Origin of the sequence: Synechococcus sp. R60.1, from assembly GCF_047461835.1 — a bacterium.
In the GTDB taxonomy this organism is placed as follows: domain Bacteria; phylum Cyanobacteriota; class Cyanobacteriia; order Thermostichales; family Thermostichaceae; genus Thermostichus.
This window is the reverse complement of sequence record NZ_JANSIA010000037.1, coordinates 1-25,751: the sequence shown is the minus strand read 5'-3', so window position 1 is coordinate 25,751 and position 25,751 is coordinate 1. Positions and strand designations below refer to the sequence as shown.

Genomic DNA, 25,751 nt, shown 5'->3' with positions numbered 1-25,751 from the left:
CAATGACTTTTGCCAAACCGCCTAAAGCTCAGTAAATTCAGCAAAGTTCAGGGTTTTGGGGGTTAGAGGCATGCTCTGCCGCTCACCCCCACGGGTGTGGGGACAACTGGGCATACTCGTTTCAAACAAGATGAAGACCCTTCGCCGCTGACCCTCACCCCTTGCGGGCGAGGGGAGCTGGGGATCAACCAACCAGCTGTTCCACAGCCGTTTGCAATGACCAGGCAAAGCAAGGGGGAAACCCCAGAGGCTGCCTAGCCCGCCTGGCTGCGCAACTGCCGCAAGAGCCGCTCAAACTCCTCCGGCAGGGGAGCGGTAAACTGCAGCGGCTGGCCTGTGCGCGGGTGAACAAAGGAGAGCTTCCAGGCATGGAGAGCTTGGCCGCCCAGCTTAACAGGGCTGGTTTTGCTCTGGGTGTAGAGGGGATCCCCGACAATGGGTAGGCGCATGTGGGCAGCATGCACCCGAATTTGATGGGTGCGCCCGGTCTCCAGCTCAAACTGCATCAGGGTGTAGTTGCCCAGCCGCTCCAACACTTGCCAGTGGGTTACCGCCACTCGCCCTTGGCCAGGGGTCAGGACGGCCATTTTCTGCCGATCCACCGGGTGCCTCCCAATGGGGGCAGAGACGGTGCCTTGGCTTTGGGCCGGCCGGCCAAACACCACCCCCAAGTAGATGCGCCGGGCGGTTTTGGCCTGGATCTGGGCTTGTAGGTGCTGGTGGGCCTGATCGTGTTTGGCAATCACCAGGGCACCAGTGGTGTCTTTGTCAAGGCGATGGACAATACCTGGACGCAGCTCGCCGTTGATGCCTGAAAGATGGGGGCAGTGGGCCAGCAGGGCGTGCACCAGGGTGCCACTGGCGTGGCCGGGGGCGGGGTGCACCACCAAACCGCGGGGCTTGTTGATCACAAGCAAATCGTCATCTTCGTAAAGAATGTCCAAGGGGATCGGCTCCGGCTGCAGGGCAGTCGGGGTGGCTGGCGGGATCCGCACTTCGATCTGATCCCCCGTTTGCAAGGGGCGATTTTTATCCAGACAGGGCTTCCCATTCAGCCAAACCTGGCCTGCCCGGATGAGCTGCTGCAGGCGTGAGCGAGACAGATCTGGGAGTTGCTCCGCCAACCCCCGATCCAGCCGGGAGCCGTGGTGTTTTTCCGTCACCCTTATCTGGCGAATTTCTGCCGCAGGCTGCTCGTGACCCTCCATCGCCATTGGCCCTGCTGTCAAACTCCCTTCTTTGCCCATTGTGGCAGCCCGGCTACTTTTGCATTGCGTAAAAAAGGTCGAAGATTTGTAGCAACTTCCTCAGGCAGCTTCCGGGGAGATCTGCTTTGTCTCATCGCCTTCTGAGCCTTTTCGACGGGATCCCTGGGAAATTTTAAGGGGCCGAAAATCCTCACTAGAGTGAGGGTATGGCCCGCCGAGAATAAGTGGGGCCAAGTGCTGGCGCAGGGGGAGTTTGGCCCCTGATGTGACAGACAATACAGCACGCCACAACGATTGCAATGGGTTCAATCGGTCTAAGGAGACAAGGCATGTCGGATGGAGCAACCCTGGGATCCCAGCTTCAGCAACCCTCCCAACCCCAGCTCTTGTCGGAGCCACCCTTGGTTTTGCCCCTGACGGAAGTGGGGCTGCGGGATATTGCCCAGGTGGGCGGGAAAAACGCCTCGTTGGGCGAAATGCTGCAGCAATTAACCCCCAAAGGGATCCGCGTGCCCCTGGGGTTTGCCACCACTGCCTATGCCTACCGCCAGTTCATCGCCGCTAGTGGCCTAGAGGAGAAACTGCGCGGGATCTTTCGGGATCTCGACATTGAAGATGTGAACAACCTGCGCCATCGCGGCAAGGCTGCCCGCACCTTAATTTTGCAGACGCCCTTCCCTCCTGAGCTGGAGCAGGCCATCAGCGAAGCCTACCAGAAGCTGTGCGAGCATTATGGCCCCGACACCGATGTGGCAGTGCGCTCCAGCGCCACGGCCGAAGACTTGCCGGATGCCAGCTTTGCCGGCCAGCAGGAGACCTACTTGAACGTGCATGGGGTGAAGGCGGTGCTCAACGCCTGCCACCGCTGTTTTGCCAGCCTGTTTACCGACCGGGCCATCTCTTACCGCCAGATCAAGGGCTTTGACCATTTTCAAGTGGCCCTTTCGGTGGGGGTGCAGAAGATGGTGCGCTCCGACCTGGCCTGTTCGGGGGTGATGTTCTCCATCGACCCGGAGACAGGCTTTAAAGACGCCGTGCTCATCACCGCCGCTTATGGTTTGGGGGAAAACGTGGTGCAAGGGATCGTCAACCCCGACGAGTATGTGGTCTTCAAGCCCACCCTGAAGCAGGGCTTGCGCCCCATTCTCTCCCGCAAGCTGGGCAGCAAGGCCCTGAAGCTGGTCTACGACGAGGAGGGATCCCGTTCCACCAAAAACGTGGCTGTCCCCGAAAGCCTGCGCAGGCAATACGCTCTCAGGGATGAGGAAATCCTCAAATTGGCTCGGTGGGCCTGCCTTATTGAGGAGCACTACTCGGCGCAGCGGGGCCATTTCACGCCGATGGACATCGAGTGGGCCAAAGATGGCCTCACCGGCGAGCTGTTTATCGTGCAGGCCCGCCCTGAAACGGTGCAATCGCAAAAAGTGGCTAACCGGCTAACAACCTATCGCTTCACCCAGCCGGAGGCGCGGCCCGAACCTCTGGTGCGGGGACGGGCGGTGGGCGAGGCCATCGGTCAGGGTACAGCCCGCCTTATCTTAGACGTGCGCCGTTCGGATCAGTTCCAAGCCGGAGAGGTGCTGGTGACCGAGAAGACGGATCCCGACTGGGAGCCCATCATGAAAAAGGCCAGCGCCATCGTCACCAACCAGGGGGGCAGAACCTGTCATGCGGCCATCATCGCCCGCGAGCTGGGGATCCCGGCCATTGTCGGCTGCGGCAACGCCACGCAGGTGCTCCGTTCCGGCGAGCCCATCACCGTCTCCTGCGCTGAAGGGGAAGAAGGGCGGGTCTACCCGGGCCTGTTGCCCTATGAGGTGACGGAGATCCCGCTGGAGGAGCTGCCCCGTCCCCGCACCCAGCTGATGATGAATGTGGGCAACCCAGAAAAAGCCTTCGGCCTCAGCGGGATCCCTTGCGATGGCGTGGGGCTGGCGCGGCTGGAGTTCATCATTGCCAACCACATTCAGGTCCACCCGCTGGCTTTGCTCAACTACGAGCAGGCGGTGAAGGAGGAGCCTCGCCTGGCGGAGCTGACCGCCCAATATCCCGATAAGCCTGAATACTTTGTGGATAAGCTGGCCCAAGGGGTGAGCACCATTGCTGCCGCCTTCTATCCCAAGCCGGTGATCGTGCGGCTGTCGGATTTCAAGAGCAACGAGTATGCCCACCTGTTGGGGGGATCCCGCTACGAACCCCACGAGGAAAACCCGATGATCGGCTGGCGGGGGGCTTCCCGCTACACGGATCCCCGCTACCGTGAGGGCTTTGCCCTGGAGTGCCGAGCCATGAAGCAGGTGCGGGATGAGATGGGCCTGACCAACGTCATCTTGATGATCCCCTTCTGCCGCACGCCGGAAGAGGGGCACAAGGTGCTGGAAGAGATGGCCCGCCATGGCCTGGTGCGGGGAGAAAACGGTCTGCAGGTGTACGTGATGTGTGAATTGCCCAGCAACGTCATCCTGGCCGACGAGTTCTGCCAGATCTTCGACGGCTTCTCCATCGGCTCCAACGACCTCACCCAGCTCACTCTGGGCCTGGATCGCGACTCAGCCCTGGTGGCCCACCTTTTTGACGAGCGCAACGAGGCCGTCAGGCGGATGATCGCCCAGGTGATCCAGACGGTGAAAAGCCATGGCCGCAAGATCGGCATCTGCGGGCAGGCCCCCAGCGACTACCCTGAATTTGCCCGCTTCCTGGTGCAGGCGGGGATCGATTCCATCAGCCTCAACCCCGATTCCCTGTTGAAAACCCTGCTGGTGGTGGCCGAAGCAGAAGCGGCTGGCGCCCGGTGAGCCCAAAGCCGGCCCAGAGACGTGCGCGGGGATCCCGTCTCCTGAGTTACAATCTCTTCTGCTGTGTTCCCATCCCCATCGATGATCCACGAACTCTCCATGCCGGCCCTCAGCTCCACCATGGAAACGGGCAAGATCGTCACCTGGCTTAAGAACCCCGGCGACCGCGTGGAGAAAGGAGAAAACATCCTGGTGGTGGAGTCGGACAAAGCGGACATGGACGTGGAGTCCTTCCACAGCGGCATCCTGGCCAGTATCCTGGTGCCGGCAGGGGAATCAGCCCCGGTGGGCGCCCCCATTGCCCTGATTGCCGAAAGCGAAGCGGAAGTGGCCCAAGCTCAGGAAAAAGCCAAAGCCCTCGCTGCTGGCGTTACCCCTGCGGCTCCACCTAGCGCAGACCGCGCCTCTGCAGCTCAGCCGACAAGTCCTGCTCCTGCGGCAACCCCCACCTCTACACTGCCAAATGGATCGGATGGCGCCGGATCCCAGCGGATCGTGGCTTCCCCGCGGGCGAAAAAATTGGCGGAAAGCCTGGGGATCGACCTGCGCACCGTGCGCGGCTCCGGCCCCAACGGTCGCATCATAGCCGAAGACGTGGAGCGGGCAGCGGCCCTTTCCGCTCCTGCAGTGGCTGCCCCCTCTGCCCCAGCCCCCGCGCCTCCAACTCCTGTGGCTGTCCCCTTGGGAGAGACAGTTCCCCTCAGCACCCTACAAGCGGCGGTGGTGCGCAACATGAACGCCAGCCTTGGCGTGCCGGTGTTCCACGTGGGCTACACCATCACCACCGACAACTTGGATCAGCTGTACCAACAGGTAAAGCCTAAGGGGGTGACCCTGACGGCCCTTTTGGTCAAAGCGGTGGCCCTGACCCTGGAGAAGCATCCCCTTTTGAATGCCAGCTACACAGAAAACGGCATCCATTACAAATCGGATATCAACATCGCCGTGGCCGTGGCCATGGAGGATGGCGGGCTGATCACTCCTGTCTTGAAGCAGGCCAACCGGCTCGATCTGTACGAGATCTCCCGCCGTTGGAAGGATCTGGTGGAGCGGGCGCGGCGTAAGCAACTGCAGCCAGAGGAGTACACCAGCGGCACCTTCACCCTCTCCAACCTGGGCATGTTTGGGGTGGATCGCTTCGACGCCATTTTGCCGCCTGGCCAAGGGGCCATTTTGGCCGTTGGCGCTGCTCGCCCCACGGTGGTGGCGACGCCGGAAAAAGCCATTGCCATCCGTTCCCAAATGCAGGTGAACCTCACCTGCGATCACCGTGTCATCTACGGCGCCCATGCAGCGGCCTTCCTGCAAGATCTGGCGCAGCTCATAGAGCACAAGGTGGGATCCCTGACGTTGTAGCCGCCCTGAAACCCGGCCTTGAGCCAATCTCAGAGTAGGTTTCTTCTCTCGCGCAACCCACAAGGTCGGGCAGCCGGCGAGGCCCCAGCGCTCAGGAGCTCCTCCTGGGAAAGCGCTGCATCAACTCTTGCACAGCCTCGGCATGGTAGGAGCTGCGGGTTAGGGGCGAAGACACCACCTGCAAAAAGCCCAGTTCCTCTCCCACCCGTCGCCAATGGTCGAACTCTTCGGGGGGAACGTAGCGCTCCACCGGCAGGTGTTTGGGGCTGGGCGCCAGGTATTGGCCGAGCGTGAGGATGTCACAACCCACCCGGCGCAGATCCCGCATCACCTGCAAGATCTCCTCGGCTGTCTCTCCCAGACCCAACATCACCCCCGACTTGGTGTACAAGCCGGGATCCCATTGCCGTGCCAACTCCAACAGTTTGAGGGAGCGCTCGTAGTTCCCTTGCGGGCGTACACGGCGATAGAGGCGGGGCACCGTTTCGGTATTGTGGTTGAGCACCGTCGGTCGGGCGGCCAAGATCTGCTGCAGCGCCTGCCAGTTACCACATAGGTCTGGGATCAAGACCTCGATGGTGGTCTGGGGCATGCGGCGGCGGATTTCCGCAATGCAGGCCACAAACTGGCTGGCTCCCCCATCGGGCAGGTCGTCCCGATTCACCGACGTAATCACCGCATGGCGCAATCCCAAGCGTTCCACTGCTTCTGCCACCCGCAGGGGTTCAGTGGCATCCAGGGGCAGAGGGCGTTTGGTGAAGTCGATATCACAGTAGGGGCAGGCGCGGGTACAGGCCGGGCCCATGATCAAAAAGGTGGCGGTGCCGTTGGCGAAGCACTCCCCCAAGTTGGGACAGGAAGCTTCTTCGCAAACCGTGTTTAGGCCCAAGTCCCGCAGCAGTTGTTTGACGGATCCCACCCGTTGAGGGGCCTTGGCCCGCAGCCAGGAGGGTTTGCCGCCAGGAGAAGAAGAAACAACGGTCAAAGAAGTGCTCCAACACAAAACAGCAGCGACGGTATCACTCAGCTTAGCCTGCCATTTGGCCCCGTTGGAATTTGGACAAAGCCAATTTCCCGGCCCAATTGATCCCTAGCGCCTCGGAAGCAAGACCCAAAACGCGGCATACTGGAAAGCAAATGTCGAGCGATAGGGATCCCACATGGTTGTTGCTGCTCCTCCCTCTCTGGAACAACTTGCCATCAATACGATTCGCTTTTTGGCGGTGGATGCTGTTCAGAAGGCCAACTCCGGCCACCCTGGCCTGCCGATGGGAGCAGCACCCATGGCCTATGTGTTGTGGCAGCAGTTCATGAAGTTCAACCCCCGCAACCCCAAGTGGGTGGATCGGGATCGCTTTGTGCTCTCGGCGGGGCATGGCTGCATGCTGCAGTACGCGCTGCTGCACCTAACCGGCTTCGATGTAAGCCTGGAGGACATTAAGCAGTTCCGCCAGTGGGGCTCCAAAACCCCCGGCCACCCGGAAAACTTTGAAACTCCGGGGGTGGAGGTGACCACCGGCCCGCTGGGGCAAGGGGTGGGCAATGCGGTAGGGTTGGCCATTGCCGAGGCCCATCTGGCCGCCCGCTTCAACAAGCCCGGTTACACCATTGTGGATCACTACACTTACGTGATCTTGGGCGATGGCTGCAACATGGAAGGGGTGGCTTCTGAAGCAGCTTCTCTGGCCGGCCACCTGCAACTGGGCAAGCTGATCATGCTTTACGACAGCAACCACATCTCCATCGACGGCAGAACGGAAATCGCCTTTACGGAAGATGTGGGCAAACGCTATGAAGCCTACGGCTGGCATGTGCAAAAAGTAGAGGATGGCAACCACGACTTGAAAGGGATCGCCGAGGCCATCCAGAAAGCCAAGGAAGTCACCAACAAGCCGTCCTTGATTATTGTCGAGACCACCATCGGCTACGGATCCCCCAACAAGGCCGGCAGCGAGAGCGTCCACGGGGCGCCTTTGGGACCGGAAGAGGTGAAGCTCACCAAACAAAACCTGGGTTGGCCTCTGGAGCCGGAGTTTTACATTCCCGACGAGGTGCTGGCCCACTTCCGCCAGGCCATCGAAAAAGGGGCCAAGGCCGAAGCGGAGTGGAACGAGCGCTTTGCCGCCTACGAGAAGGCCTACCCCGAAGAGGCCGCCGAGTTCAAGCGCATCATGGCCGGGGAGCTGCCTGTGGGCTGGAAAGAAGCCCTGGCGCCCATTGCCGAAACCGGCAGAGAATCCACCCGCAACCTCTCCAAGTTGTGTCTGAATGCCTTGGCCAAAGCGGTGCCGGAACTGCTGGGGGGATCCGCAGATCTCGCCCACTCCAACATGACCTATTTAAAAGGGATCCCAGAGTTTCAGGCTGGATCTTACGAGGGGCGCAACTTCCGCTTTGGGGTGCGGGAACACGGCATGGGAGCCATCGCCAACGGCATGGCGCTTCATGGAGGCCTCATCCCTTACGACGCCACCTTTTTGATCTTCACAGACTACATGCGGCCTGCCATCCGCCTATCGGCCCTCTCGCAAGTGCGGGTGCTGCACGTCATGACCCACGACTCCGTCGCCTTGGGAGAAGATGGCCCCACCCACCAGCCCATTGAGACACTGGCTTCCCTACGGGCTATCCCCAACCTCTATGTGCTGCGCCCGGCAGATGCCCGCGAAACAGTGGGATCTTACCAGGTGGCCCTAGAAGCCAAGACCACCCCTTCTGTGCTGGTGTTCACCCGGCAGGCGGTCAACCCGGTGGAAGGCACCTCCATTGAAGGCGTAGCCAAAGGGGCCTATGTGGTGGTGGATGCCCCCAACCCAGAGCTGATCTTGATCGCCACCGGCTCTGAACTGGAGCTGGCAGTGAAAGCTGCCGCCCAACTAAAGCAGGAAGGCCGGGCAGTGCGGGTGGTCTCTATGCCCTGCATGGAGCTGTTTGAGGCCCAGCCCCAGAGCTACCGAGACTCGGTTCTGCCCCCCAACGTCACCAAGCGCGTCTCCGTCGAGGCAGGTTCCACCTTCGGCTGGCACAAGTACCTGGGGTTTGAGGGGGTGGCCATTGGCATCGATCGCTTTGGCGCCTCTGCCCCCGGCCCGGTGTGCATGGAGAAGTTCGGCTTCACGGTGGAAAACGTGGTCAACACTGCCCGCCGGCTGCTGGGCTGAGGGCACTTTACCCCTTCCTCGGCGCTTTCAAGGGGCTCAGCAGGGATCCCTTCTCTGCTGGGCTTTTTTCCCTGTTGAGCCTGCTGCCCAGCGGCGTGACCCGGACAGGCGTAGCGAACCTCGCATCAACCAATCAGCAGGACTTCCAAAGCATCCGGATCTGCTTCTTTCTGTAGGGCAGCCATGGCGGAGAACGCAGTCGAGGGCGGCTTCCTGCCCCGCAGACAACACCTTTGCCTTGAGGACATCTTCAACCATGGCGGGGATGATCCTTGAAGGCAAGTTGGAAGTCGAGCAGGCTGCCACCATCGCCTTGAAATCGCCTTGAAGAAGAAACTTTGGCTTCCGCCGCCGTGCTGAGGTGCTTGTGCCGGCTGCAGACACAAACAGCTTTGCCTACTGTTTGCCTACTGTAGGAACCCCGCCAGTAAAATCACCGCGGCTCCCACGGCAGCCAAAATCGTCAGCGCCCGGCCCGCGTCGGCACTGCCCTTCCACGAGAAGTTTTTCTCCGACTTTTTCGGTTCTGCTGGCATGGCCATGCCTCCCTTTGCATTGCCAACTCTAACTTAACTTCCCCCCCACGGGATCTTAGCTGGTTGGGGCATACCCTGGAAAAAACAGCAGCCATCTGGCCCGGCCAGCCGTTTTTGGGAACAATACAAGCAGGCAAGGGATCCAACTCCCACCAGTCTGGAAGCACATCCTGAGGCGAAAGCCATGAGCTATGCAGAACGGAGCAAAAGAATGGTTTTGACGTTGGCGACTCTGCTGGGCGGCTGGGTTGGCGGAGGGTTGTTGCAGGGATCCCTCTGGGTTGCCGCTCAGCCTACCTTTCAGACAGTGCCGTTGCCGCGCTTACCGGTGGGTGTCGATCAATTGGTTTTTGATCGCCCAGTGGCCCGCTTCAACCCCGACCTGCCGGCAGAGCTGGTGATCCGCAATCGCACCGGTCTGCCTTTGGAATACGGCTTTACCGATCCCCGTCAGAAGGTCTCGGAACTGCCTGCAGGCGAAACGTTGCGCCTGAGCAACCTGCTGATCCCCAACTGCATGGCCATCAACACGCCGATGTTGGCTCCTGTGGGCTACCAGGTGAGCGTGGATTCTTTCAACGTGATCACTGTAGAAGTGCGCCTGGTCAACGATGTCTCCGGCGACCACTGCCTCGATCTGCAAGCGACAGGGGCTATTTTTGTGAATTGAGATGAGCTGATACCCATCGATTACCCATCGAACACAAGTTAAGTCAAATCCTTCAAAGGGATCCCTTACATCCTCACCTACAGTCATCTTCTGGATTTTGCCAGGATGGACATGGGATCCCACACGGTAGATGGCAGTTGACTTTGCCCGGTTTTGACGCTGGGATTGAGTCTATTGGAGAGCCGATCAGAGGTTTAGGCGTATCGACAGGGGCCATCCCCTGTGACAGGATTCGAACAGGATATCGAGGCCGATGTTCTGCCGGACTCTGTTTAGCCTTTCTCTGGGCTTGTTGCCTGTGTAGTCTGTCTGTACTCTATCCTTTTCTTGGATGGTCTCATGAGCGATAACTTGTATTCCTGGTTTCCCCGGGCCTTGGTGATCGGTGCTGCGGTTGTGGGGTTGTCGAGCTTGCCTGCAAGGGCTCAGCAAATTACGGATCCCAGCCCAGCTCAAGCGGCCACCAATGTTGAACCTACCTCCCCAATCTCGGCTTCTTTCCGCAGCCAAGATGGCGTCAGCGTGCGCCCGGAAACGGTGAGGGTTTTTGTGGATGGTCAAGATGTCACGTCCCAGTCGGTGATCACCCGCGATTTCTTCACCTATCGCCCTGCCCAACCTCTGCCGCCGGGGCGTCGGGAAGTCTTGCTGGAGTTCACCAATACCCAGGGGGTGACCCGCCGCGTGACCTGGAGCTTCACCGTGGGTAGCCCTGTCCGCGCTTCCATCGACCTGGTGGATCACAATGCCGGCAGTCGCCCCTTGGCAGCCGGGGAAATCCTGCTGGTTACCGTCAAAGGCACTCCTTCCAGCCGGGTGACGGTTTACCTCATCCAAGATGGACGGCAAGTGCAAACCCTGCCGGCTCAGGAAGTCTCCAGCGGCACCTATGTGGTGAATGCCCTAATCGAGGCGAAAGATACCACCCGGGAAGGGATCGTCGTCGCCCGCTTGGAAAATGGCGGCCAAGTGCGCTTCATGACCGCCGAACAACCGGCCCGCCTGATCGAAGGGGCCACCGGGGGCATCCAGCGGCTGACCACCCAAGAGGTTTCCGCTACAGTCAGCGCCCCCAGCCCCCTCTTGCCTCAGATCACCAACCTGCGGGATGGGGATCGGGTTTCCGGTTCTTCGTTTACGCTGCAGGGCACTACAGCTCCCAATGCTTCGGTGCGGGTGAATGTAACGGCTTCTACTTCTCTGGGCGGCATCATCAGCGCCCAACAGACCGTGACCAACCAAACTGTGCAGGCAGATGCCCAGGGCCGTTTCACAATCACCGTTCGACCTCCCATTCCGGCCTCTGGCACGGTGTATCAGGTGAATCTCACGGCCACTTCCGGCAACCAAACCAGCCCAACGGTAACCTTGCGCCTTACCCAGCAGTAAGGGGTTCAAGGGATCCCAATCCATCCCGATAGCCTTCCCCCCACCCATCAAGGGATCTGGGCAGCCTTCCATGTCCAGCAGTTCAGACTTCCCTCTCTCCCCTGGGAGAAGGGCTGGGGGTGAAGGCTCTATCATCTTCAATTCCCAGGGATCCCTTGCCGGCTTGTAGGGGAGTTTTGGATAGAGGAGACTGCATTTGCCAGCGCCACAGGATCCCGGCCATGATCAAGGTGGGCAAAACGATCATCCCGATCACCACCGGTATTTGCTCCGGCAAGGCCAAGTAAGGGCCACCATATTTGATGGCTGTGCTGATCCCGGCAGCAGCCAGCATCAACTTCAGGGCAAACCAGACTGTTTTTTGATTCATGACTTATGGTCACTAAATTCACGATGGGCTGGGGTTGCTGACCATGGCAGTGAGAATGCCGGCAATGGTTTCTAGCTCCTCAGGTACCCGATACAGCGTTAAGTCTTGTTCGATCACCTGCTGATCGGCAAGAATTTGTCCGAACTGCCAGATAGACCCCATCGTCACTGCACCGTAGATCTGAGCCTGCTGCTCCACCTGCGCCAGGGCAATCATTTCTACAGCCATTTGCACAAAGGCTCGCGTTAGATCGTCCTTTTTGGCTTCAACCACCAGCAGGATGTTCTTCCCTCGCAACAGATAATCGAGGCTGCCCTTCAACCAATTGTTGACCATCAGGGGATACTCCAGCCGCAAAGGAACTCGACAATGGAGAGCCACTTCGGTCAGCACAGGAGCCACCAGCAATTCCCGCCGCGCTGTTTCGCTGGTGAGGCTAACCAAAGGTAACAATTGTCGGATCCGATCTTTCAAAACTGGGGTTTGCGGCGGCGCAGGGGCAACAGGCCATGTCCACTCCCCAATTTCCAGTCGATAGCCAAACTGAGCCAAGATTTCATCTGGCTCGTAGGGCATCTCAAAATAAGAGCGAAAAGTATAGGATTCGTCTTCTTTAAGAATGGAGATGTTCAGCATGGAGTTCAGGAGAAGCCACGCTCAGTCCGGCACAGCTAGGGCTGCTTCAATCCGCTCTTTCAGGGTAGTCACCACTTCTTCAATGGGAATTTCCGTGGCTTGGCCGCTGGCCCGCTCGGTGAGTTCCACCTTGCCTTGTTTGAGGCTGCGCCCCGTGGTGAGGCGATAGGGGATCCCGATGAGATCTGCATCCTTGAACTTGACGCCGGCCCGCTCGTCCCGGTCATCCCAGAGGGTCTCGATGCCGGCAGTAGCGAGATCCTGCACCAGTTTCTCTGCCACGCTCATCTGCTCGGGGTCGGAGATGTTGGGCACCACCACCACTACGTGATAGGGGGCAATGGCCACGGGCCAGATGATCCCGTTGGCATCGTGGGACTGTTCCACCGCCGCCTGGGCCAAGCGGGATACCCCAATGCCATAACAGCCCATCCACAGGGGCTGCTCGGATCCCTGTTCGTCGGTAAAAGTGGCCCGCATCGGCAGTGAGAACTTGAGACCCAACTGGAAGATATGGCCGATCTCGATGCCACGAGCCGTTTCCAGAATCTGGTCGGGGTTGAGCAAACACCGATCCCCCGCCTGTGCCTTGCGCACATCCACCACTTCCGGCAGGGGATATTGCTCGCCCCAGTTGGCCCCCACCACGTGCTGCCCCACCTGGTTGCCGCCGGTCACAAAGTTCTGCAGCAGGGCTGCCGTCTGGTCGGCCAAGCGCAGGATCTGGGGGGCAAGGTTTTTTTGCCGGCCCAGACAGCTATCCGGCAAGTCGGGGGCAATGTAGCCCACCGGGATGGGATCCCCCTGCCAACTGTTTTGGATCTCGGCATCCGCCAAGGTGAGCTTGAGCAATTTGCTGGCTTGGTAGCGCTCTGCCAAGCGGCTGAGGTGGTTGGCCAGTTTGACCTCATTGACTTCTTGATCCCCGCGGATGCTGAGCAGCACTGCCACCCGCAGGCCGTTGTCGTAAAGGGCTTGGTAGAGGACGTTTTTGACGATAAGGGTGGGGGAAATCTTCAGGAAATCGGCGAGCTTGTCAATGGTCTCCGTCCCCGGTGTATCCAACACCTGAAAAGATCCGTAGGGAGACTCTGCCGCTGGCGGCGGGATGGAGACGGCCTTCTCCACATTGGCAGCATAGGAGCCATCGGGCGTGTAGAGAATCTCATCTTCTCCGGCAGAGGCCAGCACCATAAACTCCTGCGAGGCCGCCGATGGCCCCCCGATCGCCCCGGCATCAGCATCCACCACGCGAAACTCCAGCCCACAGCGCCTGAGGATGCGGCTATAGGCTCGGTACATATCCTGGTAGGTCTGGCGCAGGCTTTCCTCGTTGGCATGGAAGGAGTAGGCGTCTTTCATGATGAACTCCCGCCCTCGCATCAGGCCAAAGCGGGGTCGAATCTCATCCCGGAACTTGGTCTGGATCTGGTAGAGTGTCTGCGGCAACTGGCGATAGGAGCGGATGAGATCCCGGGCCAGCAAGGTGATCACCTCCTCATGGGTGGGGCCTAGGGCCTGCTCACGTCCCTGGCGATCCTTAAGGGCAAACATGATCCCTTCCGCCTGGGTGTACACCTCCCAGCGGCCCGACTCCCGCCAGATCTCTGCCGGCTGCAGCTGGGGCAAAAGACACTCCTGAGCGCCGATGGCGTTCATCTCCTCCCGGACAATCTCCGAGATCTTTTGCAGCACCCGCCAGAGGAGCGGCAGATAGGTGTAGATCCCTGGGGAGAGCCGCCGGATAAAGCAGCCCCGCAGCAGCAATTTGTGGCTGGGCAGCTCGGCCTCAACGGGATCCTCCCGCAGCGTTACAAACAGCATCTGGCTCAGTCTCTGGCTTTGTTGCATCCCTTCCCCCCTCTGAGGACTCCGTCCCGCTTACGCGATCAGCTCAAATTTTCCCTCCCTGTCTGGGATCCTCTGCCCGAGAACACAGGCCTGACCGGCAGGCCAACCTGAAGTGCCTTGATGAAGCTAGACAGAGGCCAGCATCCGCCGCTTGGTGACCATCTGGTACACCTCGATGATGTCGCCTTCCTGCCAGGATTGGAACTTGTCGATGCCGATCCCACACTCGAAGCCCGCAGCCACTTCCCGCACATCGTCCTTGAAGCGCTTCAGGGAGTCTAGACGTCCCTCGTAAACTACCTCCCCTCTGCGGCGAACTCGCACCAGAGCATTGCGCTGCACCTTGCCCGAGAGCACATAGCTGCCGGCAACCGCACCGCGCCCGATGGGGATCACCATGCGCACTTCCGCTTGGCCCAGCGGCTCCTCCACTTCTTCCGGCTCCAGCAGGCCCTCCATGGCCGCCCGCAGATCGTCCAGCAGGTTGTAGATGATGTCGTACTCCCGCACATCCACGCCCTTGTCATCGGCAGCCTGACGGGCGCCGGGGGCCAGGGTGGTGTTGAAGCCGAGGATGATGGCGTCGCTGGCCGCAGCCAAATCCACGTCGGTTTCCGTGATCTCGCCAGGGGCCGCCAGCAGAACCCGCAACTGGACTTCCTCTTGGGGCAAATCCCGCAGCGCTGTCTGAATGGCCTCGGCGGATCCCTGGACATCCGTCTTGATGATCAAGTTCAACTCCTTGAGCTGACCTTCTTGGGCTTTGGCGGAAACGCTACCCAAGCTCACGCGACGAGACAGCAGCGCCTGTTGTAGACGGGTTTGCCGCAGCACCTCCGCCCGCTCTTGGGCAATGCGACGGGCCTCTTTTTCGTCGGTGTAAACCTGAAACTCATCCCCGGCTGCCGGGACTTCATCCAAGCCCAGCAGTTGTACCGCCGAAGACGGCCCAGCTTCCTGCAACCGCTGGCCGCGGTCGTCCATCATCGCTTTGACCCGGCCCAGCACTGCGCCGGCCACCAGGGTATCCCCCACCCGCAGGGTGCCGTTTTGCACCAACAAAGTGGCCACTGGCCCGCGGGCTTTGTCCAAGTGGGCCTCGATCACCGTGCCGCGAGCGGGACGATTGGGGTTGGCCTGCAGCTCCGCCACATCGGCCACCAATAGGATCATCTCCAGCAGAGCATCCAGGTTACGGCGGGTGAGAGCGCTCACCTCCACCATGGGCGTGTCGCCACCCCACTCCTCTGGCAATAGGCCGTGCTCCGCCAACTGCTGCTTGATGCGCTCTGGCTGGCTGCCGGGCTTGTCGATCTTGTTGATGGCCACGATGATCGGCACCTGAGCCGCCCGCGCATGGCTGATCGCTTCCAGAGTTTGCGGTTGTACCCCATCGTCGGCGGCCACCACCAAAACCGCAATGTCGGTGACGCGGGCTCCCCGGGCGCGCATGGCGGTAAAAGCCTGGTGGCCAGGAGTATCCAGGAAAACGATGCGCCGCTTCTGGCCTTCAAAGTTCACATCCACATGGTAGGCACCGATGCGCTGGGTGATCCCGCCAGCCTCTCCCTGCGCCACTTTGGTGTCGCGGATGGCATCGAGGAGAGTGGTTTTGCCGTGGTCCACGTGGCCCATGATGGTTACCACCGGCGGACGCGAGACCAGATGGTCGATGTCCTCCACGTCCAGCATTTCGGTTTTTTTAGCCTCGGGTTCTGCCTTGGGCCGGCGAATCTCGTAGCCCAACTCTTTGGCCACCGACTCGGCCAGCGACTCATCCAAGACCTGGTTGATGGTCACCATCACCCCCTTGAAAAAGAGGGTTTTGATGATCTCAGTTTCGGCCACGCGCAGGCGATGGGCCAATTCCTGAACGGTGAGGCTGCCATCCAAGAGCAACACCTTCTCTTCGGGCAAGGGCTCTGTCCCGCTAGCGCGATCGGCAGCACCAGCCTCAGCGGAGGTAGGTTGCTGCTGCAAACGGGCAGCAGGGCGGGGGCGGGCAGGGGGAGCAGCCGTTGCCGCGGGTGGGCGATAGGAAGGAGGCTTGGCGGTGGGGCGAGCCAAGGGCTTGAGGGCGTTCAGCTCAGCCTGCTTGACCGCTGAAATGATGGTCATGGGATCCAAATCCAAACCATCTCCATCTCCTTCCCCCCGTCTCCGACTGCGTTTGCGTTTGGCTTGGACGCGGGCAGCCCGCCGACTGAGAGCTTGTAGCTCGTCGTCCTCTTCTTCTTCCGTTTTGCGCTTGACCTTGGGTGGGGTAGGTCTTACAGGAGCCTCTACCAACACCGGGCTGGGACGTTCCCCAGGGATTCTTTCTGGCAAGGGAGAGGCGGCATCTGGCTCAGGGGGAGCCGGCTTGGCCACAGGACGGGTAGGGGGCCCCACCAATTCCATCCGCCGCTGCGGACGAGGGGCTTCACCGGCTTTGCCGCTGCTGACACTGTCTTCTTTGGTTGCCGGGGAGCGCGTGCCAGGGCGAACGGGTGCGCTCACCAGTTGTGGACGGGGGCGCTGCGCAGGTGGAGGAGAAGGAGCTTTTTCTTCCGCAGGCTGAGGAACGCGGGCGTGGCTGGGGGATGGTGCTTCTGAGGGGCTGGGGCGACTGGGCTCGGGAGCTTTTTGCGGCGGTTCAGGCCGCTCTGCCGGCGGTTTTGTCCCGGAGGTAGCTCGTTGAGGGGGCGAGAGTACGATTGGGCGCTTGGCCACAGGACTGGGCTCCGAGCCGCTGGCTTTGGCCGCGGCAGACTCAGAGGGAGTGGGAGGGGTTGCCGGTTGAGAAACAGTCTCCGGCTTTTGGGTGGCCTCAGACGAGCGGACAAGAGGGGTAACCTGCCGCCGCGGTGGGCCTATGAGCTGAGCACCACCAGCCGATCCCTTTTCGGGGGAGACTCGCTCAGGTCGAGACAGCGAGGGCTTGGCAGCCGGCAGAGTTTCAGCAGTCTTGGCTTCGCCAACTGGAGCTGGCTGCTGAGCAGGCGCGGGCCGACGAATGCCGACGATCGCGCTGGCGGTGCCGGGAACTTTCTGCTGAGGGCGCTCACCGACTTTGGCTTCAGCAGGAGGCTCCGGCGGCAGGCTTTCAGATGGGGGTTTGGGCCGGGGTCGAGGAGGTTTCACAATGTGGGGGGCGCCCAGCTTGCTGCGCACCAACTCAGCTTGCTCCGGAGAAATGGTGCTGCTGTGGGTTTTGAAAGGGATCCCCAGTTGCTCACAAACCTCCAGCACATCCCGACTGTCACGCCCCATCTCACGGGCAATATCATAAATTCGAACTTTATCGGTCATTCGTCTGCTAGCCTCTGCTCCTTTACTTCTCGTCAGTTTTACTATCCAAACTCAATGGGAACCAAGTTATTGGGTTGAGCCGAACCTTTCGGGCTTGCGGGGGCTTCCTCCGGCGCATCGAGAACAGCTCGGCAATCCTCCGGGGATCCGGCCTGAAGGGAACCCAGGTCTGAAGCTGCTCTGGCAACATCCACAGGGGACATCCAGTAAAGCAACCGAGGAAGAACGAGCAAATGTCAACAGCGCCTCCAGAATAACCTCTCTGCAGTTCATCCCACTTGGCCTCAGTTTTCCAGCCAACTCCCATTCTGACAGTTGAGAGGGGCTGCCGTGTGGTTCGCAACTTAGCGAACCTGAAGAGGCGCTTTGAATATCTTACCTACATTGGGAATACCTCTAAGGCTCAGGCTTTTGGAGGAGATGTCCCTGGGAATCTTGCTCAAGAGAATCCAGCAGCCGTTGGAACAACGAGTCAGGCACAGGTGCCTTGAGGGCTCGGTTTATCTGTTGCTTGCGCCGGGCTGCTTGCAGACATTCCAGCCGCCGACAGACATAGGCAGAGCGCCCCATACCCCCGCCCAAAAGCACTTGGTGGGAATCAAATTGTCTGACCAGCCGCCACAGTTGTGAGCGAGGAAACAACTGGCGACACCCTACACAACGGCGCAGCGGATCGGCACCCGGCAAGAGACTCTATCCTGCTGGTACACTACAAGCAAGCCCTATCTAGCCTACTCCAAATCTGGCGCCCGCGATCGCAGAAACTCAAAGAAATACTCCACCAACTGGGGATCCCGCCAACCCCTGTCTGTTTCTTCCCGCAAGATGCTTATGGCCTCTTGAACGGTGAACGCTCGCTTGTAAGGTCGCTCTGAGGTGAGGGCGTCGTAGATGTCGATGATCTGAAAGATGCGGGCCACCAGGGGGATCTCTTCCCCCTTGAGGCCGTCGGGATAACCGCTGCCATCCCAACGCTCGTGGTGGTGGCGGATGAGGGGCAACACCTCTTTCATGGTGCGTAGTGGGCGGCAGATTTGCTCCCCGATCAAGACATGGGATTTCATCACCTCCCACTCTTCCGGCGTATGCTTGCCTGTTTTACCCAAGATGGCATCGGGTATGCCCACTTTGCCGATGTCGTGCAGGTAACCTCCCCACATCAGCACCTTGATCAGGGGACGGGGCAGATGCAAAAACTCGCCGAAGCTCTTGGCCATTTGTGCCAGGCGCTCACAGTGATCCCCGGTGGTGGGATCCCGGCTTTCCACACTGCGGGCAATGGCGAACAGAACCTGAGCAGCATGATCCAAGTCTTCATTGAGGTGCTTTTGGCGAACGAGGGAACGCACCCGCGCCAACAATTCCGACTCGTCAAAGGGCTTGCTCAAGAAATCATCTGCCCCAGCTTCAATACCGCGCACGCGATTTTTGCGATCGCTGGCCGCTGTAATCAGCACCACCGGGATCAAACGCGTCTCGTCATTGGCTTTGATGCGCCGACAGACCTCGAACCCATCCAACCCCGGCATCATCACATCCAGCAAGATCAGATCCGGCTGGAAGGTTTTCAACATTTGCAGGGCTTGATTGCCGCTTTCGGCCTCGCTGACCCGATAGCCAATGCTCTGCAGCAGATCCCCCAGCAGCAGGCGGCTGTTGGGCTGATCATCGACGATCAAAAGATGACCGATCTCTGTCTCATCCGCCTCATCCGCAGAAGGTGTGACAGGGATCCCAACTGTCACGGGCATCTTGGGCATCTCGAGTTTGGCGAGTTGGGCACAGGAAAAGCTGGTCACTGCAGGATCCCAGTAGCAACACCTCTACGGTAATCCCATCAGAGAAAAAAGAGCATCAGGCTTTACACTGAGCTGCTCCGGGAAAGGGAAGGGTTTTCTCCCATCAACCCAGGGCTTTGTGAGCAATTGTACAAAGCCTAGATATCCTGGCAGCCTCCTTCTGTTTAGTCTGATACAGATGCTCCGGAGAGTGGATGCCCCAGTCAACTCCCCAGGCTCCTACGTCAGCTTGCCAGTTGAGTGTCGGGCCCGGTATTTGGCCCCCGGAGTACCGGAGAGTGCTGGGTTCTCTATGAATGCAAAATGAATGCAAAGGCCGAGAATTACGGCCCATCAAGAAATTAAGGGGCACAGCAGCAACACTTCTCTGGGAGAGGGGCTGGGGCTGATGGTCTGTTGAGAACGGGCTTGGAGTGGATGCACCTGAACTGGATGGATCCAATCCTAACTTGGGACTCTCGAATCGATTACTTGTTGAGAAAGTCCCCCAGATTGAGGATGGTGTTTTGCTCGCTGACGATGGCTTGGATGTCGTCGGGCAAGTTGCGGACATACTCGAGCTGGATGACGTTCGGGTTGCTGCGCAGCGCTTCCCCTTTGAGGGCGATGGCTTGGGCCTCACCGCTGGCTTTGACAATCATTCGTTGTTTGATGAGTTGAGCCTGCTCTACGCGAAACACTTCTCTTTGCTTCTCTTGCTCGGCAATTTGTTTGGCTTCGATGGCCGACTGAAACTCTTTGGAAAATTCCACATTGCGCAAGAGCAAGCTCTGCAGCACCAGCCCTTCTGGCTGCATTAGGCGAGAGAGCTCAGCGGCAATTTGTTCTTGGATTTCAGCTCGTTGCTCAGAATAAACGCCAATGGCCGAATAGCGGGCGATAACATTGCGCACCACGGCTTGGGAGGCGGGGCGAATAATTTTGTTCAGGTAATCGGGGCCTACATTGCGATGGATTTCGGGAACCCGATCCGGATCCAGGCGATAGCGCACCGAAACATCCAGATCCACCCGTTGCCCATCGGCAGTGAGAGCGGTGAGGGTATCGTCGGCTTTGACGCTGCGCTCTTCACTTCGGCTGGTCATGTTGTAGGTTTGGGTGCGCACATCGTAAAGGGTGGGGAACTGCAGCACCGGAATCAGCAGATGGATCCCCTCGCGGCGGGGAGTCATTTCCACTCCCGTGAGGCGGTTGAAGATGACGGCTTCGTAGCCGGGTTGGACAACCAGCAGACAACGGGGCAGGGGGGTCAGCAGCGCCAAAAGCAGGCCCAGCAGAGGCAGAAAGCGCGAAGTCTTGCGGTCAAGACTAAATGGTCTAGGGCGTCGCATGCGCATGGGCAAGGGCTCCGGGATCCAAGAGCTTTTTTATCTTAAGGGGTGTGCTGGCTAGCTCAGCACCCAGCGCTGCAGGGCAATGCCCAGCAGCAGGCCAAGGCCGCCGAAGCGTACCACCTGCCAAAAGGTAGCGGGGACAGGATTAAACACCTCTAGCACATAAGCCTGCAGGCGTTGCTCCAGTTGACTGGCTTCAGCTTGGATTTCGGCCCATTGTTCAGGGGAAAGCTGGGCTATGCGCTCCAATTCTCTGAGGTCGGCAAGACGAGCCTGGAGACTCTGGAGTTTTTCCTGCAGAGCCTCGAGAGGATCAAAGGGATCGGGATTGGCCGTCACGGCTGGGCTTTTGTGGGGGGGTAGGCTTGGGGAGAACGGGATCCGGCAAATCCGGTTTGGATCTCGTTGAAGGGTTTGGCTTTGATCAGCCCTGGGGGAACGGGATCCAACTTGAAGAGGGCGCGAATAGCGTTTTCCACCTCGGTGATGGGGCGGTTGCCGACGGATTGATAGACGATATTTCCCTCTGGGTCGAAGAGGAGGGTTTGAGGCACTTGTCCGGTGTAGTATTGGCCGCGCTCGTCGCCGGGCAGGAGGGAATCGACGGAATAGGGGATGAAATAGACCCCCAGCCCGTAGCGAACCTGCAGGTTGGCAATGGTGGCGGCGTATTTTTTGCAATCGCTACTGTCATCGATGTAATACACGAGGAGGGCCGGGATCCCTTGCTCTTTCGCCTGCTTCAAGGAAACGCGGGGGGGGATCATGCCGCCATTGGCCCCGTAGAGGGCAAAGATGTTGCCATCGTAACGGTCGTCGTTGAGCAGGGCGCTGGCGGGAGGGGAAAACCAACCTGTCAAAGCGATGAGCAGAGCCACCAGGAAGATACGAAGCAACGGCATGATCTCATCCTCTTCTGAGAAGGGATCCTCGGCGATCCATCTTTAGAAGTAGGGAACACCCTCATTGTGCCATCTGGCGCTGACGCTGCCCCGTTGCCGTTCAACACTGACGCAACCAAGAGCAGCTACAGCCTCAAGCAGCAAAATGAATGCGCAGGTAGTCTTCTTCCATCTTGGCGCGGGCCGGGGTCATGGCCGCTAAAGTCTGGGGCAGAACCAAGTTGCGGCGGTGGTTGCCGATGCGGATGTTCAGCTCATCCCCGGTTTTGGTCAATTCCACCTGCTCTTTCGGGATCCCGGGCAAGTAAAGATCCAGCCGGTACTGGCCGTTGTCGGTTACCACATTCAGGGTTTGCTCGGCATAGAGCACGTCCGCCGGGTTGCGATCCCCCCAGAGGTCTTTTTTCAGGCGGGCTAGGGCGTCCCATCCCACCAACTCCTCGGAGTACAGCGGGATCTCGAAGACCGGCAGGGGGGCAAAGTTTTCGTGGATTTCCTGGCGATATTTCTGTTGGGCTGCCTTCCAGGCGGCAAAGTAGGGATCCACCACTCCATCGGGCAAGATGCGGTTGGCAATCACCAAATCGGTGGCCACCCCGTAAAGGCTGAGGTAGGCGTGGGCCCGCAGCGATTCTTTGATCACCATCTTTTCGGGGTTAGTGACCAGCCGCACTGAGGTGATGCGGTTGTTGGTGAGGATGTGCTCCAGCCGCTCAATCTTCTGATAGAACTCATAAGGAGCATCCAGCACCTGGTCATTCGGCAGCGGGATCCCGGTCAGCCCCTTCACAATCGGCTCGGCAATAGGACGCAGCATTTGCGCCAGCCCCTGCAGGGGTTTGTAGAACCTGCGCATGTACCAGCCAGAAACATCCGGCAGGCTCAAGAGGCGCAGGGCCGTGCCTGTAGGGGCCGAGTCGATGATCAACACATCGAACTTGCCTTCGTCGTAATGGCGATTCACCCGCACTAGGGCAAAGATCTCATCCATCCCTGGCAAAATCGCCAGCTCCTGTGCCTGCACCCCATCTAGCCCTCGCGCCTGCAACACCTGGGTAATGTAGGTTTTGACGGATCCCCAATTCAGCTCCAGTTCGTTGAGGGCGTCCAGCTCCGCCCCCCAAAGGTTAGGTTTGACCTCGACCGGCTCATGGCCCAAGGGCTGATCGAAGCTATCGGCCAAAGAGTGGGCCGGATCTGTGCTCAGCACCAAAGTTTTCAGGCCAATCTCGGCACAACGCCAGCCGGTCGCCGCCGCCATCGAGGTTTTGCCGACTCCACCCTTGCCGGTCATGAGGATGATGCGTTGCATGAGAGTGCCATTTACATTCTTTTACATCCCTAGCCTAACCGATTTGCTGTGCTCTTCGAGAGGCAGCCAAGGGGCTGAGGTGCAGCCAGCGGGTAAACTATTCATTTGATTACCAAATGATTGCCAAAAAGCTGATGGCAATCATGGCCAAGAAGTCAAGCCTGTTGCAGGCATGTGGGAGGTATGTGATGATCTGTCGCTGGCGGAGTGTGTTGCTGGTTGCCATCCTGACATTGGGGCTGTGGCTGGGATCCCTTTCTGTGCAAGCGGCTGCTGGCCTGCCCCGAGAGCTGCAACAACTGGAGCAACAGGTAGAGCGGCTGCAAAGCCTGGTGGAGGCGGAGGACTGGTTGGAGATCCGCTCCTACATCCACGGGCCGATGGGACTCACTCGTAAGACCTTGACCGGCCTGGCGGCTACCCTGCCAGATAAACAAAAGCGGGAAGTGCTGCGCCTGGCTAAGGAGATGGGCCGCAGCTTAGAACAACTAGACTTTGCCGCCAAAGCCTATGACCAACCCGAGGTGGAGGCAGCCCAGGCCAAGGTGAAAAAGACCTTGCAGGCGCTGGAGGCTGTGTTTTCCTAGTGAGGATCCCTTCTCTCTTTGGCGACTTTGGCGATATGGTGGTTTCAAGTTAGGGTGAGACGCCTAGGCCACTGATCGCGCCAGCGGGACGGAGTCCTTGAAAAGCCTTCTGGCCCTGCGCATTCAAGGTTTTGGGTGCGGATGCAGGGCCCTAGTTTGAATCGAAAACGCAGTCATTTCAAGTAGTGTAGTCATTTTTTAAACAGGTAATGAAACATTTCTGTCGCATTGGTCTCTAACTCCCCTCTCCCTCTGGGAGAGGAGCTGGGGGTGGTCGCGGCAGCGGCGCGGAGCGTTTGGGGAGTGTCTCAATCTAGTTTGAAATGACTGTAATTTACAAACAGGCTGTAACGGCTGCTACTTACAGCGGATGTTGCATCAGCCAGAAGCCGGCGAAAGACTGGGCCCTGAGATCGGTTTGAATGGCAAGAAAGTGGAGCCCCTGGGCCTGCTGCTGGCGCTGGGCAAAGACTTCTGCCTCTGTTCGCAGTGTTTCATCTCTCAATTGTGCAAACAGATAACAATCGTTGAGGCCCGCCTCGAGCAGTAGCCGGCCGTCTGCCACACTCAAGTAGGCGGGTTCCATACCGCTCATCCAGGCTGCCATCGGCAAAGCCCGCTGCGAGGTAATCACCAAGCCGGGAATGAGGGTGCTCCGCACCACTGGTGCCAATGTGTCGGGCGTCAAAGTGTCCCAGGCAACCGGAAAAAGCTCGCCAAATTCTATCGGCCAGGCGTCGGCTTCCCGCAGATCCTCAGCTCGCAAGGTCACGAAGGCCCAGCGTTCTCCCTGTAACTTGTCCGGCAGACGGATGGGATCCGGCGGATCCGGATCCACAGGAGGTTCGGGGCTGTAGGTAAACTGAGTCTCTTGAGGGTAAACCTGCTCTGCCCGTTCTCGCATCCAAGCTTTGAGGGTGTAAACGCGACGACTGGGCAGCATCGGGATCCCAACCGCATCGCAGGCCCGTTGCAGGATGGAACTCATGCGGGCTCGAAACACACGAATGGCCGAGGGAGGCTGGGGAGCCGCTTCGAGGTAGCTCCGCAACTGTCGTGCCACCCAGGTGCTGTTCACCTCTTGGTTACTGCAATACTGCGCTTGGCGAAACCGGCCGGTGGGATCGCATACCAACAGCTCCCAAACCCTTCGGTTCTGCTCATCCCGCAGGGGGACGGCGTTGAAATCCATCTGCCAGATAGGGCCGCGCGCAGGGCCAGAACGCAGGGGTTGAGTGGCCAAAGGTTCCTCCTGTTTGCACTACATGCCACTTGAGCGGGCCGGGGATCGTTCGCGCGAGCGGTGGGAAGCACTGTCCCCGACCAAGGCCAATTCCCGCTCCCCGAAAATGGCGGAAGCGTGGCGGTAGTACTTAAACTCCAGCAGGTTATGGAAGGGATCCTGCAAAAAGAAGGTGCCATGCTCCAAGGGGGTGCCAACAAAGCGCCAGCGCGGCTCTTGATAAAAGGGCAAGGCCCGCGCCAAGGCACGGTCGGCCAGCGCCTGCCAATCCCCTTGGGTAGGGAAGATCAGGCCAAAATGACGAGGGTAGATGCCCCGCTGGGGCGTCAGCTCTTCGTGGGTGAGGTGGGCCACCAGTTGATGGCCGTACAGGTTAAAAATAACGGCAGCAGAGGTTTCTCGACCGATCTCACAGCCCAAGCCATCGCCGTAGTAGGCCTTGGCCAAGGCAATATCGGCAACTGGAAAGGCCAGATGAAAGCGGATGGGTTCCATAACGTCGCTCCTAAAAAGCCACCAAAAGTGCCCCACCAGCCAACATCAGAGCCAGCACCCCGAGCTGTGGGGCTTTTCCCCGGCTAATGGGATCCCCGCTCTTTTCAAGGTAGGCGATCTTAGAGCTGCTGCAAGGTGGGATCCCTTCCCGAGCCCGAGATAGACTATACGCCTTTGCGCAGGAGTGCCAACTGCTCGGATGCTATAACACTAGCTGGGGTGTTACCCCCGTGGCCCAGTCTGCAACAGACAACTCGGTGTGTTGAGAGCGTTGAAGAAAGGAAAGGGCAATCTTGGCTATGACCAGCATCTGGATTGAGCAGCGCCGCCGCGAGGATGAATCTCGCAACTTTTTTTGGATGGTGGCGCTGTCGCTGCTGCTGCACGTGCTGGTGCTGCTGGGATTGCTCCACTTGGGGCGGCTTTGGCTCACTCGCGAGCCAGAACAAGAAGCCATTGAGTTTATCCTTCTGGATCCAGAAGATCTGCAGCCCCCAGAGGAAGCAGATCTGGTTTCAGAAGTTGATTCCCGCGATGGGGGTGAGCGGGTAGAAGCCCCTCCGTCTCAAGGCAGTCCACCTCAATCTCAGGCCGCCCCTCCCCAGGAGGCCCCTCCGCCGCCGCCGCCAAGACCCCAACCACCGCCACCGCCTGCCCCTGTTCCACCACCACCTGCCCCGGCTGCAGTTGCCCTGGCAACCCCAACTCCAACCCCTCCACCCAAGCCCGGTGTCTTATACACATCTACCCGCCCACGAGACGCAACCCAGTAGGGGGAGGGCGGATTGTGGTTGTAAAAAAATAGGAGGGGGGGGG

At 59.4% G+C, this 25,751-nt stretch carries 22 protein-coding genes; 6 read left to right on the top strand and 16 right to left on the bottom strand.

Annotated features, from left to right (window positions below):
- Nucleotides 1–254: 254 nt before the first annotated feature.
- Nucleotides 255–1,208, bottom strand: coding sequence for an RluA family pseudouridine synthase (locus NW834_RS07010; RefSeq protein ID WP_414426266.1), 954 nt, complete (start codon nucleotides 1,206–1,208; stop codon nucleotides 255–257).
- A 329-nt stretch (nucleotides 1,209–1,537) separates the two neighbouring features.
- On the opposite strand from NW834_RS07010, the gene ppsA reads away from it, so the two are divergent.
- Both ppsA and NW834_RS07000 read left to right on the top strand, forming a co-directional pair.
- A complete protein-coding gene (gene ppsA, locus NW834_RS07005; protein WP_414419624.1) occupies nucleotides 1,538–4,003 on the top strand; it encodes a phosphoenolpyruvate synthase in 2,466 nt (821 codons plus the stop codon).
- Nucleotides 4,004–4,084: 81 nt separating this feature from the next.
- Nucleotides 4,085–5,359 carry a dihydrolipoamide acetyltransferase family protein gene (locus NW834_RS07000; protein ID WP_414419625.1) on the top strand — a complete coding sequence of 425 codons (1,275 nt, stop codon included), beginning with the start codon at nucleotides 4,085–4,087 and terminating at the stop codon, nucleotides 5,357–5,359.
- A gap of 91 nt (nucleotides 5,360–5,450) precedes the next feature.
- On the opposite strand, the gene lipA is transcribed toward NW834_RS07000, so the two are convergent.
- On the bottom strand, nucleotides 5,451–6,344 hold the full coding sequence (gene lipA, locus NW834_RS06995) for a lipoyl synthase (protein WP_414331107.1): 894 nt from the start codon (nucleotides 6,342–6,344) through the stop codon (nucleotides 5,451–5,453).
- 175 nt (nucleotides 6,345–6,519) lie between these two features.
- Here lipA and tkt point away from each other — a divergent pair, with 175 nt between their 5' ends.
- On the top strand, nucleotides 6,520–8,520 hold the full coding sequence (gene tkt, locus NW834_RS06990; RefSeq protein WP_414419626.1) for a transketolase: 2,001 nt from the start codon (nucleotides 6,520–6,522) through the stop codon (nucleotides 8,518–8,520).
- 407 nt (nucleotides 8,521–8,927) lie between these two features.
- Here tkt and NW834_RS06985 read toward each other — a convergent pair whose 3' ends face one another.
- Nucleotides 8,928–9,062, bottom strand: coding sequence for a hypothetical protein (locus NW834_RS06985; RefSeq protein ID WP_414351941.1), 135 nt, complete (start codon nucleotides 9,060–9,062; stop codon nucleotides 8,928–8,930).
- A 178-nt stretch (nucleotides 9,063–9,240) separates the two neighbouring features.
- Between NW834_RS06985 and NW834_RS06980 the strand changes: the two genes are divergently transcribed.
- Together NW834_RS06980 and NW834_RS06975 are read left to right on the top strand one after the other, a co-directional pair.
- Nucleotides 9,241–9,726, top strand: a complete 486-nt coding sequence (locus NW834_RS06980; protein WP_414344337.1) for a hypothetical protein — start codon at nucleotides 9,241–9,243, stop codon at nucleotides 9,724–9,726.
- Between the two features lie 339 nt (nucleotides 9,727–10,065).
- On the top strand, nucleotides 10,066–11,115 hold the full coding sequence (locus NW834_RS06975) for a hypothetical protein (RefSeq protein WP_414351943.1): 1,050 nt from the start codon (nucleotides 10,066–10,068) through the stop codon (nucleotides 11,113–11,115).
- An 82-nt stretch (nucleotides 11,116–11,197) separates the two neighbouring features.
- Here NW834_RS06975 and NW834_RS06970 read toward each other — a convergent pair whose 3' ends face one another.
- The 10 genes from NW834_RS06970 to NW834_RS06925 form a co-directional block, all read right to left on the bottom strand.
- Nucleotides 11,198–11,485 carry a hypothetical protein gene (locus NW834_RS06970; protein ID WP_414419627.1) on the bottom strand — a complete coding sequence of 96 codons (288 nt, stop codon included), beginning with the start codon at nucleotides 11,483–11,485 and terminating at the stop codon, nucleotides 11,198–11,200.
- Nucleotides 11,486–11,503: 18 nt separating this feature from the next.
- Nucleotides 11,504–12,121 carry a hypothetical protein gene (locus tag NW834_RS06965; protein WP_414419628.1) on the bottom strand — a complete coding sequence of 206 codons (618 nt, stop codon included), beginning with the start codon at nucleotides 12,119–12,121 and terminating at the stop codon, nucleotides 11,504–11,506.
- A gap of 21 nt (nucleotides 12,122–12,142) precedes the next feature.
- Nucleotides 12,143–13,972: a proline--tRNA ligase gene (locus NW834_RS06960; RefSeq protein ID WP_414426265.1), complete on the bottom strand. Its 1,830-nt coding sequence runs from the start codon at nucleotides 13,970–13,972 to the stop codon at nucleotides 12,143–12,145.
- 126 nt (nucleotides 13,973–14,098) lie between these two features.
- The gene (gene infB, locus NW834_RS06955; protein WP_414419630.1) at nucleotides 14,099–17,263 is read right to left on the bottom strand and encodes a translation initiation factor IF-2; all 3,165 of its coding nucleotides are present in this window, start codon (nucleotides 17,261–17,263) and stop codon (nucleotides 14,099–14,101) included.
- A 396-nt stretch (nucleotides 17,264–17,659) separates the two neighbouring features.
- Nucleotides 17,660–17,950, bottom strand: a complete 291-nt coding sequence (locus tag NW834_RS06950; protein ID WP_011432759.1) for a YlxR family protein — start codon at nucleotides 17,948–17,950, stop codon at nucleotides 17,660–17,662.
- Between the two features lie 44 nt (nucleotides 17,951–17,994).
- On the bottom strand, nucleotides 17,995–19,014 hold the full coding sequence (locus NW834_RS06945; RefSeq protein WP_414419631.1) for an HD domain-containing phosphohydrolase: 1,020 nt from the start codon (nucleotides 19,012–19,014) through the stop codon (nucleotides 17,995–17,997).
- A 515-nt stretch (nucleotides 19,015–19,529) separates the two neighbouring features.
- Nucleotides 19,530–20,399, bottom strand: a complete 870-nt coding sequence (locus NW834_RS06940; protein WP_414418528.1) for a prohibitin family protein — start codon at nucleotides 20,397–20,399, stop codon at nucleotides 19,530–19,532.
- A 51-nt stretch (nucleotides 20,400–20,450) separates the two neighbouring features.
- Nucleotides 20,451–20,735 carry a hypothetical protein gene (locus NW834_RS06935; protein ID WP_041436379.1) on the bottom strand — a complete coding sequence of 95 codons (285 nt, stop codon included), beginning with the start codon at nucleotides 20,733–20,735 and terminating at the stop codon, nucleotides 20,451–20,453.
- Complete coding sequence (locus NW834_RS06930) at nucleotides 20,732–21,298, bottom strand: thylakoid membrane photosystem I accumulation factor (protein ID WP_414388589.1); 567 nt, start codon at nucleotides 21,296–21,298, stop codon at nucleotides 20,732–20,734. Before NW834_RS06930 ends, NW834_RS06935 begins: the two co-directional genes overlap by 4 nt.
- Nucleotides 21,299–21,431: 133 nt before the next feature.
- Complete coding sequence (locus NW834_RS06925; RefSeq protein WP_414419528.1) at nucleotides 21,432–22,610, bottom strand: TRC40/GET3/ArsA family transport-energizing ATPase; 1,179 nt, start codon at nucleotides 22,608–22,610, stop codon at nucleotides 21,432–21,434.
- A gap of 143 nt (nucleotides 22,611–22,753) precedes the next feature.
- On the opposite strand from NW834_RS06925, the gene psbQ reads away from it, so the two are divergent.
- Entirely contained in the window at nucleotides 22,754–23,197 is a 444-nt protein-coding gene (gene psbQ / locus NW834_RS06920; RefSeq protein WP_414349863.1) for a photosystem II protein PsbQ, read from the top strand.
- A gap of 361 nt (nucleotides 23,198–23,558) precedes the next feature.
- Here psbQ and NW834_RS06915 read toward each other — a convergent pair whose 3' ends face one another.
- From NW834_RS06915 to NW834_RS06905, 3 genes are all read right to left on the bottom strand, one after another.
- Complete coding sequence (locus NW834_RS06915) at nucleotides 23,559–24,440, bottom strand: Tab2/Atab2 family RNA-binding protein (RefSeq protein WP_011432767.1); 882 nt, start codon at nucleotides 24,438–24,440, stop codon at nucleotides 23,559–23,561.
- An 18-nt stretch (nucleotides 24,441–24,458) separates the two neighbouring features.
- Nucleotides 24,459–24,935, bottom strand: a complete 477-nt coding sequence (locus NW834_RS06910) for a VOC family protein (protein ID WP_414349864.1) — start codon at nucleotides 24,933–24,935, stop codon at nucleotides 24,459–24,461.
- Between the two features lie 462 nt (nucleotides 24,936–25,397).
- A complete protein-coding gene (locus NW834_RS06905) occupies nucleotides 25,398–25,679 on the bottom strand; it encodes a hypothetical protein (protein WP_414426264.1) in 282 nt (93 codons plus the stop codon).
- Nucleotides 25,680–25,751 lie beyond the last annotated feature (72 nt).